This is a genomic window from Bacillus cereus group sp. BfR-BA-01382 (genome assembly GCF_022663475.1).
Taxonomy (GTDB): Bacteria; Bacillota; Bacilli; order Bacillales; family Bacillaceae_G; genus Bacillus_A; species Bacillus_A thuringiensis_S.
The window spans coordinates 35,357-47,355 of sequence record NZ_JAKUFQ010000012.1 but is presented as its reverse complement, the minus strand read 5'-3'; the positions used below and the strand labels follow the sequence as shown (position 1 = coordinate 47,355).

Below are 11,999 nucleotides of genomic sequence, written 5' to 3'. Positions count from 1 at the left end.
ATCTCCTCAATTCCTCTTAGTTATTCTCTTTTTTCTCTTGTGTCCCGCAAATAATGGTTTCTAACTTCTCAAAGAGACGTAATAAATCTTCTCTTTCTTGCAACTCTAAATGTGAAAAGTATTTTGCAATATGCTCGTTGCGAGCTGTCATTGCCTCTTCTACTCTAGATTTCCCCTTTTTCGTTAACTCGATGATGACAACACGACGGTCATCTTTGTCGTGATAGCGTTCTACAAGTTCTTGATCGATTAGACGATCAATCATCACTGTAATTGCGCTAGGCTTCACGTACATCTTTTTTGCTAATGTTGTCGCTCTTGAAGCCCCATAATGATCTAGAATCTTTAAAATATAAAACTGCGGTGGTGTAAGTCCTGTTGCTTGCATTTGTTCTAATAACTCCGTCTGCATTTTCTTTCCAATCGAAAAGGCTAGAGCTTGAATTTTATCGATATGCGTCATATCATTTGGCATGTTATCCACCTCTTATTTAAACAATAAAATATTTAACGTATTTAAATATTAATCCCACGAACAAAATCCGTCAATACTTTTATTCATAAAAACGTTTACATTTTTGTCACAAAGTTGTATAATTTTCGACGAAGTTAATATTGACAGTCACGGAGAAACGGAGTACACGGCTATGAATCATAAAAAAGGAAACTTTTTTATATTTCATGGCCTTTTTATATTCTCTGTCTTAAAACGCTTCGAATTAATTAGGGGAGGATTTTCATTTTATGTTTTTCACACAATTATTTAAACCTGCGCCCCACGCGGAACGCTTACCAGCTGATCGCGTTGATAGCGAATACCGTAAATTACGTTTACAAGTATTCTTAGGTATCTTCATTGGTTATGCAGGTTACTACTTTGTTCGAAAAAACTTTTCACTAGCAATGCCATACTTAATCGAGCAAGGATTTAGTAAAGGGGAACTTGGGGTTATCCTTTCAGCAGTATCTATCGCTTACGGATTAAGTAAATTTCTTATGGGTATCGTATCCGACCGTTGTAATCCTCGCTACTTTTTAGCAGCTGGGCTATTTTTATCAGGTATCATTAATATTATTTTCGGCTCATTTTCTTTCATTACAACGAGCATTATACTTATGTTTGTACTTCAGTTTTTAAATGGATGGGTACAAGGCATGGGATGGCCTCCTTGTGGTCGTACGATGGTTCACTGGTTCTCTATTAGCGAACGTGGTACAAAAATGTCTATTTGGAACGTCGCTCATAATGTCGGCGGCGCGCTGATGCCTTCTCTTGTAACATTAGGCTTATACTTCTTTGCAAATGACTGGCATAGTATTTTTTACTTCCCAGGTATTCTTTCAATTTTAGTTGGTATTTATGTACTAATTACAATGAAAGATACACCTCAATCTTGTGGACTACCTTCTATTGAAGAGCATACTGGAGAATATCCACCGGATGAGAAAATAAAAGATCGCGAACGCGAACTTTCGGCAAAGGAAATTTTATTTAAATACGTACTAAACAATAAATTTTTATGGTACATCGCTATTGCGAACGTTTTCGTGTATTTCGTACGTTACGGCGTTGTAGACTGGGCTCCTACTTATTTAGTAGAAGAAAAAAGCTTTACTCATAGTAGCTCACGTACTGCTTACGCTCTATATGAATGGGCTGGTATTCCAGGTACACTTCTTTGCGGATGGATGAGTGATAAACTATTTAAAGGACGTCGTGCACCTGCTGGTATTTTATTTATGATTGGTGTATTTATCGCAGTTCTTGTTTACTGGTTAAATCCTCCTGGTAATCCAATGGTTGATAGTATCGCTCTTGTCGCAATTGGATTTTTAATTTACGGACCGGTTATGTTAATTGGTCTACACGCTCTTGACTTAGCACCAAAGAAAGCTGCTGGAACTGCAGCAGGCTTAACTGGATTCTTCGGTTACTTAGGCGGAGCTGCTTTCGCTAGTGCCGCTATGGGCTTTATCGTAGATGCATTCGGGTGGGATGGCGGATTCATCTTATTACTTGCATCTTGCATACTTGCAATGTTCTTCCTTGCCCTTACTTTAAATACAGGGTCAGTAAAATCAAAACAAGCTTAAATAACATATAAAAATCATAAAAATAGCTCTTAGCATCTACATACATGCTAAGAGCTATTTTTTATTTTCATTGCTGTTCCTACTAATGATAACAACCAATTCCTTCCCTACTCTAATATTAAAAAATTTGATGAAACACCTTTATTAAAACAGCTAACGTAACAGATGCAGCAAATCCCCCTAGACAAATTAAGCTTACCCCTTGACTATATGACAAATTTTGAAATGATTTCATTGCTTCCATCCTCCCTATCTCCCCTGTGATACTTTTATTTTACCAATGGGAAAAATTTCATAACATCGATTTCTCTAACAACTAACTTACAAATTTGTAAGTTAACATCTTTTCAACTTATATATCTAGTATTTCCACAAATAAGAGTTATTTATACATAAAAAAGACCTCAGTTATACTAAGGTCTTCATTACATTCTATTTTATTTTATAATCATCACCGGACATTTCACTCGTTTTGCTATTTTATGACTGACACTACCAAGCACCATTTCTTGCAGTGTATTTAGCCCTCTGCTTCCAGCGATAACAAGATCTATATCTCCTGTATTTACATATTGAACAATTGTATCTCCAGGATCACCATGTAATATCGTAATTGTATAAGAAATGTTCTCTTTCTTTAATAGACCTTCAATCTCTTTTAATTTATCTTTTCGACTAGCTGATATTGTTTCTAAGTCTGTTTGACCTTGTATAATATCTGATTTTGCCGTTCTATTATCTACTACGTACACAACTTCAACATTTGTTTCTTCGCTACATTTCGCAATATATGTTGCATGTTCCGCTGCTCGAAGTGCATGTTCAGAACCGTCACATGCTAATATAATTTGTTTGTACATATGCTGAATCCCCTTTTCGTTATCCTACTCGTATTATATAATAAAGCCCCCTAAAAAGGAGGCTTTTAACTAGCAATTCTTTTATTATAAGTAGCCAAATTTGCAACAAGTTTTGAGCTACGTTCATTTAATCCTGTTATACTTACTTTCACACCACTTTGCTCATACTTCATGATAACTTTATCAATTGATGCCACTGCTGAATCATCCCATACGTGCGCATGAGTAAAATTCATTTCAATTTCTTTTACATCTTCATTAAATGAAAAATTATTTATGAAATCGGCTGTAGATGCAAAGAAAAGTTGACCGTGAATTTCGTATATTTTCTTATTTTCAATATATAAATGTTTCACGTGAATCTTTGCCATATTGAATGCAAATAACACCGCACTAATTACTGTTCCGATAATTACACCTAATGCTAAATTATGTGTAATTAAGACAATCACAACTGTTACAATCATAACAAATGCGTTTCCTTTTGGTACTTTATGAATCGTTGTTACAGAGTTCCAATCAAACGTTCCGATTGAAACCATAATCATAACCGCAACTAAAGCTGCCATCGGAATATGAACGACATAATTCCCTAAAACGAATAGTAATACGATTAAAAATCCGCCCGCTACAAATGTTGATAGGCGACCTCGTCCACCTGATTTAATATTAATAACAGATTGACCGATCATTGCACATCCTGCCATTCCTCCGAAAAATCCAGCAACGATGTTTGCGATCCCTTGTCCGCGTGCCTCTTTATGCTTATTACTTTCTGTATGCGTCATATCATCTAAAACTGAAGCTGTTAATAAAGACTCTAGTAAACCAATGATTGCAAGCATAACTGCATAAGGTAAAATAATCCCTAATGTTTCTAATGTAAATGGCACATCAGGAATACTAAAGAACGGTAATTCTTTCGGTAGGCTTCCCATATCCCCTACTGTTTTCAACTGTAATCCGCTCATAAGTGCAATACTCGTCACAATAATAATTGAAATAAGCGTAGAAGGTACAGCCGTTGTAATACGTGGAAATAAATATATAATTGCAAGTCCTAATACAACGAGTGCATACATTTGCCAAGTTGCATTTTTAAAATGCGGTAATTGCGCTGTAAAAACTAAAATTCCAAGTGAATTTAAAAAACCACTCATAACAGATTTCGGAACAAACTTCATAAATGAGCTCAGTTTGAACACGCCAAAAATAATTTGGACGATACCTGTTAATATTGTTGTAGCAAATAAATATTGCAAACCATGATCTTTAACAAGCGTTACCATTAATAATGCCATTGCACCTGTTGCAGCTGAAATCATTCCAGTTCTTCCGCCAACAAATGAAATGGTAACCGCAATACAAAAGGCTGCGTATAGTCCAACTGTCGGATCCACGCCTGCAATAACAGAGAAGGCTATCGCTTCAGGGATTAATGCTAAAGCAACGACAATTCCTGATAACACGTCCCCTCTCACATTAGAAAACCAGTCATTTTTTATCGTTTGAAACAAAATACCACTCCTCTACTCCTTTATAATTTGATTTTCTCCATAAGAAAATCTAGCCGACTGCACGAAAGCTATTATATAACGAGTAGAAGATTTTTTGCTATGTAAAAGTTTCCTAAAGAAAAAGACGCTACCTTAGCAGCGCCTTTACTCACTTTATTAATGTCCACCGTGTCCTTGACCACTTTCCTGAACAATTTCTAACCTCTCATCTAGTATTCCTTGTGTTTCAAATGAAATATCACTCGTACTTCCTAATAAGAAGCCATGATTATATGGTCCAAGTGTTGGATCATCTTTAAACTTCGGCTGAATAGTAGCAAGGAAGTCATACACTGGTTGTGAAGCTTTCCCTTCTTCTAACAAGACAACAGGTGCGTGTTTACCCATATGTGAAAAAGGTGCTCCAGCAACTGCTAAATCTGGTGTTTTGCTTGAAACAAATGATAAACCGTGACCAGGTTTTGTGAATCCCCAGCCAAATTTTGTTTTTTCATCTTTAAATTTAGCGAACGCAATCGAGTTTTCTGTAGGGGTCTCTCCACTAATACGCGTTACTTTCCCGTATTTGCTTAACTCTTTTTCTACTTCTTTTGAAACAATTTTTTCTGGCCCTAATACATATATATTTGCTTTATCTTTTCTCATTTTTAATGCCTCTATTGTCGCTTCTGGCACTTTATTCTTTTCTGTATAGAGTAGTGGTTCCGGCATATGAGAAATCCAATTTACAGCGGGTGTTGTATATAAACGTCCTTCTTCTGCAGACGAACCGATAATAACACTATTTGGGTAGCTTCCTGTTATATCGGCATACTCCTTATCAACATCCTTCGCAAATATAGCTGGGTCCGTTTCTTTTATTTGTTTTACTTTATAACCTTTCAATTGTTCAAGCGCGCTAGTACCTACATCTCCCATCACCATAATTTGTGTTCCATCTTTCGTTCCGATTGGATTTAATCGTTTTATTTCTTTTAACGTCATTTCCGGTATCTTTTCTTTTTCTATAAATAAAATCGGCCCGTTATTCGGATGATGAATAAGGTCTGCACTCGCAATACCTAATTGCCACTCGCTTGCTGGTACTAAAATAACAGCACCTGGCTGGTTCTCTTTATGGGTTGCTGGCCATATCGTTTGCGAAGTTAACACTGCCATTTTTAGGGGGTCATTTGTATTTAACCTCGTTACATTTTTTAGACTTGTCGTTAATAAATCATTCGATGCCCCTTCGTTCATTTCTTTTGGCGCGGTTACTTCCTGATTCATTTTCATTTCCTTTTGCTCTGTTTTCTTCTCTTTTGTAGATTCATGATTTTTATGGTCTGTATTCGTTTGCCCACATGCAGCAAGACCAACTGCTGTAATTATTGTTATCCCAAAAATTCGGGTCATTTTTTTCACTATACCGCCTCCGTATTAATCATTTTTGAGCCAATATGATTACCTAAAATGTAATTTCAACTCCACAATAACAAGCAATTCTGAAGAAATTATGCAGACACATCATAATCTGCACCATTTCTTCATGATTTTGCATTACACTTTAAGTAACGATTATAAATATGGAGGGCTCTCTATGATTGATATACTGCTCGTAGACGATGAACCGAGAATGCTTGAATTATTAACGCTTTATCTTACTCCAATTGGATATAACTGCGTATGTGCGACTTCCGGAGAAGAAGCTATTTTACATATAGAAAATCGAAACTTTAAATTTGTTTTACTCGATATTATGATGCCAAAGATGGACGGATGGGAAACGTGCAAAAGAATCCGTTCATTTAGTAACGTTCCTATTATTATGGTTACCGCTCGTGATCAAACAGTAGATGTCATCCAAGGATTAAAACTCGGAGCGGATGATTACGTAACGAAACCTTTCCATGAAGAAGAACTTTTCGCAAGAATTGAAGCCGTTTTAAGACGTACAAATGAACATAAACAAATCCAATATCACGGTATTGTATGGGATGAAACAAAACACTTCGCTTCTGTACATAATGAAGAACTTCTTCTCACACCGATCGAATTCTCTTTACTCGGGTTATTTTTACGCCATGTGAATTATGTATTAAGCCGTGATCAGCTCATTGAACGAATTTGGGGATTAAACACAAATACAGAAGATCGCACAGTCGATTCACATATTCGTAATTTGCGTGATAAATTGCGAAAAGCAAATTTCCCTATTGATCATCATTTAAAAACCGTGTATGGAGTAGGTTATCGATGGATTGATACCGAACATTAAGGAGCAAAGTGATGAAACGAATCTCTATTCAATTCGGATTTTATTTTTTAATTGTCACACTTTTAATTGAAAGTGTTCTATTTGTATTGCTCTATTATAGTCTCGTAAACACTAGAGTAAATGAAGAAATGACTGCTTTATTAAAACGTGGAAACAGTCATCGTGATGTACTTGAAAAATATTATGATAAGCAAACAATCTCTCACGTAGCACTAATGGAATCTGAAGCTGAAACAACTGTCGTTATTACAAATACAAATAAAGAAATACTAGCTAAATCTAACGAAATAAACACGACTATAAACGATCATATTAGTAAAATGCAAACTCGAACAGACCATAATGGAGCGATTATAGAAAATCATTGGAAAACATCTAATTATATATGTACAGTTAGCCCTATTGTAGTCGATGGAAAACATGAAGGCTATGTGTACATGTTTCTTGGAACAGAATCAATTGAAAAGTTGGTTAATGGATTAACGAAACAATTCATTATTGCTGGTGCCATCACGTTTCTACTCACAGTCATCACAATTTTCCTATTATCACGTTTATTAACAAAGCCATTGTTACACATGAAACATGCAACTGAAAAAATGAGTAAAGGCGATTTGTCCGTTTCATTAACGACTACTCGAAATGATGAAATTGGTGAACTAGCATCATCTATTCAAACGCTCGCAAATGATTTACATTATATGAAAACAGAGCGAAGTGAATTTCTAGCAAGTGTTGCTCACGAATTACGAACACCGTTAACATACGTACGAGGTTATGCTGACATTGCTTTAAAAGAAAGCACCCCTCCTGAACAACGTTTGCGATATTTATCAATTATAAAAGACGAGTCTGATTACATTACAAACTTAGTTCAAGATTTATTTTCACTTGCACAAATAGAACAACATAGCTTTTCTATTCAAGTAAAGGAAGTGCATTTACACACCTTCCTTACTCGCATAGCTGAAAAAGTAAACGCCATGTATAAAGAAAGATACATTAAAGTTTCTTTCTCTTGTTCTCCTACATTGCTAGTAAACTTAGATGAACAGCGATTCGAACAAGTGATAGTGAACATTTTAAATAACGCTTATAGACATTCAAAAGAACATTCTCATATAAACATTTCTATTACAGACGAACATAAACGTATCTCCATTACAATTGAAGATGAAGGCGAAGGTATTCCACCTGAAGACCTCCCTCACATTTTTGACCGCTTTTACCGTGTCGATAAAGCAAGATCACGATCTACAGGCGGAACTGGTTTAGGACTCTCTATCGTGAAGGAAATTGTAGAACTACACGGCGGAAATATTACTGTAACGAGCGAAGTCGATTACGGGTCTTGCTTTATAGTTTCATTACCATCCATAAAGAAACACGACTATCATCAATAGTCGTGTTTTTTTATCCCGCATTAACGGGCAGTAAGACCCCTACATCAAAATTCAGCGGAAGCAAAGAAGTTAGGTGGGGGATCAACTGCCCGTAAAAGCCCGATTGGTTCAACTAATAATCAGTGGGAGATGAACAAAACCCCCACTGATTAAAGTTTCACTTTATCATTTTACTTTATAATATAAATTTACAAATTGCCCAAAACGTTTCGTATCCGTTAAAGTTAAATTAATTTCTGGATTCTTGTCTTGAAATAACGGAACTCCAGAACCTAATATATGCGGTGTAATTGTAACAACATATTCATCAATTAAATTATTCTTAAAGAACTCTCTCAGTAGACTCCCTCCACCGACCATCCATATTTTAGATCCTTCTTGCTCTTTCAACCTTTTCGTAAACTCCACTACCTCTTCATTTACAAAATCCACGTGTTCATTTGAACCTTTTTGTGAGTTAGAAAAAACATAACATTTTTTATCTAAATACGGGAATGTTTCCATATGCTCTACTACATAATCGTACGTTCTTTTTCCCATAATTATTGTATCAATCGTTTCGTACATTTCTGTATAACCGTTATCTCCCTCTCCTTCGGTTTCCATTAACCACTGTAAATCATCATCTTCTTTCGCAATATATCCATCCAAGCTAGCGGCTATAAATAAAACTATTTCACGTGACATATTTTTTCCTCCTTACATCTCATCTTGATAACATTATGCTGTAAACAATATACTAACAATAAAACACGACAATTTATGTCATGTTTAAAAAGAAAAAAGGTGATACATTTGTCAAAAGCTAAACGCTTATTAGATATTCTTATATTTGCTTCTGCAAAAAAAGCATTTACAGCTCAAGAAATAGCTGATGAATTTAATATTTCCGTTCGTACTGTCCACAGATACATTTTAGATTTAAGTGATATGGGATTACCTATTTATGCAGAACAAGGTCGTAATGGAGGATATAAAGTATTAACGAATAAAGTCATTCCCCCTATTTTATTTACTGAAGAAGAAGCGGTATCCATCTTTTTTGCTTTTCAATCTTTAAGTTACTATCGAGACTTACCTTTTAACACAGAAATCAATTCCGTTACGCATAAACTGTATAGCTCTCTACAACATGATGCGAAAGTGAAAGTTAATAAAATACGTTCTTATATCGCTTTTTGGAATCCGAAGAGAACAATTGATACACCTCTATTAAACGCAGTGTTAAGTGCGGCTATTGAAAATAAAAATTTACACTTTCAATACGAATCTAAATCGGGGATAAAAACAAAACATGTTCATCCTATCGGTGTATACGCTCATGATGGGCTATGGTACTTACCATCCTATGACTTCAGGAGAAAAAAAGTATTACTGTATCGTGTTGATCGTATTCTTTCTATATTATCAACAGAAAAAAATGAAAGTACGTTCATGAATTTAGAAGAATGGTTTACCTCTAGCTCTAACGTAGTGCACATTCCTACCCAATTACATGTTTTACTAACGACAGAAGGCGTGCGCCAATGTAAAAGTGTTCCTTACCTTGAAGAATTCGTGGTAATAAACGAAGACGGGACAGGATATATACATTCAACAATTGATAAAGGCGAAATCAACTTTATTACCCCTTTATTTTATAGACTTGGAAAAGATGCACGAATTTTAGAACCGAAAGAATTGATAGATGGTTTACTTATGCGTGCGAAAGAAGTTTTACATATGTATGAAGACGAAAAAAGCTGCTAAATATAAGCAGCTTTTTTCGTCCCGTTGTTCCTATTGTTTTATTATTGACGAATGTCAAACCACCAACGATTTTTCGAATTCATATTCTCAGTTCCACTAAAACCACTGTAACGGAAAGCATCAAGGAAAATTGAATCTAGTTTATCCTCATCCACAAAATAACCTAAATTAACTTTCATCGTTTGGCCAGGTAGGATACTGCCAATATTGTAGAAGCTTTTCCCATCTCCGTGAGGCTCTAAATAATCAACTTCTCCCGTCATAATACGCGTTGCATCCATTCCCTCTTCTTTAGCGTATTTCCATGCATTCCCTTCAAATTTAAGCTGCTTTATGGATGGATGCATATAGATTTCTTCTGTCGCCTGTTTACCAATATTTCTCACTGTTGTTGTCAAGTAGACAAATTTAACATTAACTAATTGCGAATCTACTAATGTATCAATTGAATCTTTACCATTCCCTAATTTATATACATCCCGTCTGTACGATAGCAGTTTTCCCGTCTGATCTAAAGCCTTCTTCTTGCTTAATATCCCTAGGCCAAGTTCATTAAAGTTCTCTTGTTTAAAATCTTTAATCGAATCAAAAACTTCAACTTTTTCTATCACATATTCAATTTGGCTGTTATCCATAGATATCGTTACTGGAACCTTTTGCCCTATATGAAATAGTCGTTTGCTATCTTTTTTCAAAGGAATCACTTTAGATTTTTTAGGTTCATCTGCTTGGCTAAAATACTTTTTATCATAATTTGATATATGTGATGCCTTTTCTTTTGACGTGGGCTCAAGTGAAATATTCCCTAAGACATCTATCATTTGTTCTTCATTTATATCTGATCCAATAAAACTTTCTAACATAATCCCTTCTTTCTCAAAAAAGAGAAAGACCTTCCTATCAAACATTACATTGTTGTTTCCAGTTTCTTTATGAACAATTACTGCTTTCTTGCCACCTATCTCTTTTTCTTCGTAGCTTTTTGAATATAAAGTTTGAAAGTCCGCATTTTCCCCTACTCTCCAAAGACTAAATGAAAAGCCTCCATTTGCGTCGTTATCTTTAAATGAATATTTCATAGCAGAGTCATCAATTGCTTCCATATTTTCTGGTAATTTATCAATTTTCAGCTTATACCACTTATCAGCCTTTTTCGTGTCCTTATTTGTTACCGACACATTTACTTCATAATTTTGTTTTTGAACAATCATATTATAGACTTTTACTGCACCAAAAACGGTTGTCGGCATACCAATCAATAAGCAGGCAGCAGCGATTAACATACGATGTCTTTTACTCTTTTTCTGTGGTCGCTCGTCCTTCAGCTTCATTTCCTCCATAAACAGTTTCTTTTTGCGCGTATATGTATGTGAAAATTCATGTTGTTCTTCGGATTTATCAAAATCATCTAAAGCAATTTTTTCAGCAAGTTCATATATTTCTTTGGAGTTCTTTGAATTCGTCATGTTGTATACCTCCTATCATATTTTGGACTCGTTTTCGAGCGCGTTCAAACTGCTTGCGGACATTAGCCTCCGTAATCCCCATTACACTTGAAATTTCTTGATACGTTAAGTTATAGAAGACTTTGTACTTAAACACCTGTCTGTTAGATTCATTTAACTCTTTTAGCAATGTATCAATTTGAACCTCAGACATTTTACGTTTTTCCCACTCTTCAATATTTTCATCTACTGCTTCTATTGATTCTCTTTCATATTCTTCTAAAAATGTTTCATTTCGTTTATTTTTCCGGTAACTATCAATCGCCTTGTTTTTCGCGATCCTCAAAATATAGCGTTTAAGCTCTTCAGTGCTCAAGCTATGGAGCTTTTCCAAGTTCTTATAAAGAGTAATAAACGTCTCTTGAACCGCATCTTCAGCCTGTTGAATATTATTTAAAATAGAATACGCTACATAATAAATTTTTTGTTCGTACAACTCGTATAGCTCTTCCATCTTTTCATAATCGTTATTTGTAACTTTCATATAATTCCTCCTCTCACTCTATATAACGAATGAGCACTGTACTTTGTGACACTGCAAAATCTTTTTATAGATAAAATTTAATAATAGAATAAACAAAAGCCCAATTTCTCTATTGTAACTGAGAAATTGG

The 11,999-nt window shown here is 35.1% G+C and carries 12 protein-coding genes; 4 read left to right on the top strand and 8 right to left on the bottom strand.

The genetic code is table 11. The features are described from left to right. Nucleotides 1-16 precede the first annotated feature (16 nt). Complete coding sequence (locus tag MR160_RS07900; protein ID WP_001132366.1) at nt 17-475, bottom strand: MarR family winged helix-turn-helix transcriptional regulator; 459 nt, start codon at nt 473-475, stop codon at nt 17-19. A 269-nt stretch (nt 476-744) separates the two neighbouring features. Here MR160_RS07900 and glpT point away from each other — a divergent pair, with 269 nt between their 5' ends. Continuing rightward, a complete protein-coding gene (gene glpT / locus MR160_RS07895; RefSeq protein WP_000466386.1) occupies nt 745-2,094 on the top strand; it encodes a glycerol-3-phosphate transporter in 1,350 nt (449 codons plus the stop codon). Between the two features lie 118 nt (nt 2,095-2,212). On the opposite strand, the gene MR160_RS07890 is transcribed toward glpT, so the two are convergent. The 4 genes from MR160_RS07890 to MR160_RS07875 all read right to left on the bottom strand — a co-directional run bounded on the left by MR160_RS07890 (nt 2,213) and on the right by MR160_RS07875 (nt 5,875). Beyond that, nucleotides 2,213-2,329 (bottom strand): DUF4027 family protein, encoded by a 117-nt coding sequence (locus tag MR160_RS07890; RefSeq protein ID WP_000834733.1) that lies wholly within the window; start codon nt 2,327-2,329, stop codon nt 2,213-2,215. A gap of 202 nt (nt 2,330-2,531) precedes the next feature. Further along, nucleotides 2,532-2,954 (bottom strand): universal stress protein, encoded by a 423-nt coding sequence (locus MR160_RS07885; protein WP_000277998.1) that lies wholly within the window; start codon nt 2,952-2,954, stop codon nt 2,532-2,534. A 65-nt stretch (nt 2,955-3,019) separates the two neighbouring features. Next, complete coding sequence (locus tag MR160_RS07880; protein ID WP_000487912.1) at nt 3,020-4,471, bottom strand: SulP family inorganic anion transporter; 1,452 nt, start codon at nt 4,469-4,471, stop codon at nt 3,020-3,022. A 156-nt stretch (nt 4,472-4,627) separates the two neighbouring features. After that, the gene (locus MR160_RS07875) at nt 4,628-5,875 is read right to left on the bottom strand and encodes a hypothetical protein (protein ID WP_000738865.1); all 1,248 of its coding nucleotides are present in this window, start codon (nt 5,873-5,875) and stop codon (nt 4,628-4,630) included. A gap of 175 nt (nt 5,876-6,050) precedes the next feature. Here MR160_RS07875 and MR160_RS07870 point away from each other — a divergent pair, with 175 nt between their 5' ends. Both MR160_RS07870 and MR160_RS07865 read left to right on the top strand, forming a co-directional pair. Then, on the top strand, nt 6,051-6,728 hold the full coding sequence (locus MR160_RS07870; RefSeq protein WP_000565487.1) for a response regulator transcription factor: 678 nt from the start codon (nt 6,051-6,053) through the stop codon (nt 6,726-6,728). A gap of 11 nt (nt 6,729-6,739) precedes the next feature. Further along, nucleotides 6,740-8,131: a sensor histidine kinase gene (locus MR160_RS07865; RefSeq protein WP_000822549.1), complete on the top strand. Its 1,392-nt coding sequence runs from the start codon at nt 6,740-6,742 to the stop codon at nt 8,129-8,131. A 165-nt stretch (nt 8,132-8,296) separates the two neighbouring features. Here the strand turns inward: MR160_RS07865 and MR160_RS07860 are convergent, their stop codons facing one another. Further along, on the bottom strand, nt 8,297-8,818 hold the full coding sequence (locus MR160_RS07860; RefSeq protein WP_000085772.1) for a dihydrofolate reductase family protein: 522 nt from the start codon (nt 8,816-8,818) through the stop codon (nt 8,297-8,299). Between the two features lie 75 nt (nt 8,819-8,893). Between MR160_RS07860 and MR160_RS07855 the strand changes: the two genes are divergently transcribed. After that, nucleotides 8,894-9,880, top strand: coding sequence for a helix-turn-helix transcriptional regulator (locus MR160_RS07855; protein ID WP_114365429.1), 987 nt, complete (start codon nt 8,894-8,896; stop codon nt 9,878-9,880). A 41-nt stretch (nt 9,881-9,921) separates the two neighbouring features. On the opposite strand, the gene MR160_RS07850 is transcribed toward MR160_RS07855, so the two are convergent. Beyond that, nucleotides 9,922-11,346, bottom strand: a complete 1,425-nt coding sequence (locus tag MR160_RS07850) for a DUF4367 domain-containing protein (RefSeq protein ID WP_000185125.1) — start codon at nt 11,344-11,346, stop codon at nt 9,922-9,924. Then, nucleotides 11,312-11,869, bottom strand: coding sequence for an RNA polymerase sigma factor (locus MR160_RS07845; RefSeq protein ID WP_242297196.1), 558 nt, complete (start codon nt 11,867-11,869; stop codon nt 11,312-11,314). The genes MR160_RS07850 and MR160_RS07845 overlap by 35 nt, the downstream gene beginning before the upstream one ends. Between the last annotated feature and the right edge of the window lie 130 nt (nt 11,870-11,999).

What these genes read in the sequence shown, in the direction of transcription:
- MR160_RS07900 (WP_001132366.1), bottom strand. Translation starts at nt 475, where the DNA reads ATGCCAAATGATATGACGCATATCGATAAAATTCAAGCTCTAGCCTTT.
- glpT (WP_000466386.1), top strand. Translation starts at nt 745, where the DNA reads ATGTTTTTCACACAATTATTTAAACCTGCGCCCCACGCGGAACGCTTA.
- MR160_RS07890 (WP_000834733.1), bottom strand. Translation starts at nt 2,329, where the DNA reads ATGAAATCATTTCAAAATTTGTCATATAGTCAAGGGGTAAGCTTAATT.
- MR160_RS07885 (WP_000277998.1), bottom strand. Translation starts at nt 2,954, where the DNA reads ATGTACAAACAAATTATATTAGCATGTGACGGTTCTGAACATGCACTT.
- MR160_RS07870 (WP_000565487.1), top strand. Translation starts at nt 6,051, where the DNA reads ATGATTGATATACTGCTCGTAGACGATGAACCGAGAATGCTTGAATTA.
- MR160_RS07865 (WP_000822549.1), top strand. Translation starts at nt 6,740, where the DNA reads ATGAAACGAATCTCTATTCAATTCGGATTTTATTTTTTAATTGTCACA.
- MR160_RS07860 (WP_000085772.1), bottom strand. Translation starts at nt 8,818, where the DNA reads ATGTCACGTGAAATAGTTTTATTTATAGCCGCTAGCTTGGATGGATAT.
- MR160_RS07855 (WP_114365429.1), top strand. Translation starts at nt 8,894, where the DNA reads ATGTCATGTTTAAAAAGAAAAAAGGTGATACATTTGTCAAAAGCTAAA.
- MR160_RS07850 (WP_000185125.1), bottom strand. Translation starts at nt 11,346, where the DNA reads ATGACGAATTCAAAGAACTCCAAAGAAATATATGAACTTGCTGAAAAA.
- MR160_RS07845 (WP_242297196.1), bottom strand. Translation starts at nt 11,869, where the DNA reads ATGAAAGTTACAAATAACGATTATGAAAAGATGGAAGAGCTATACGAG.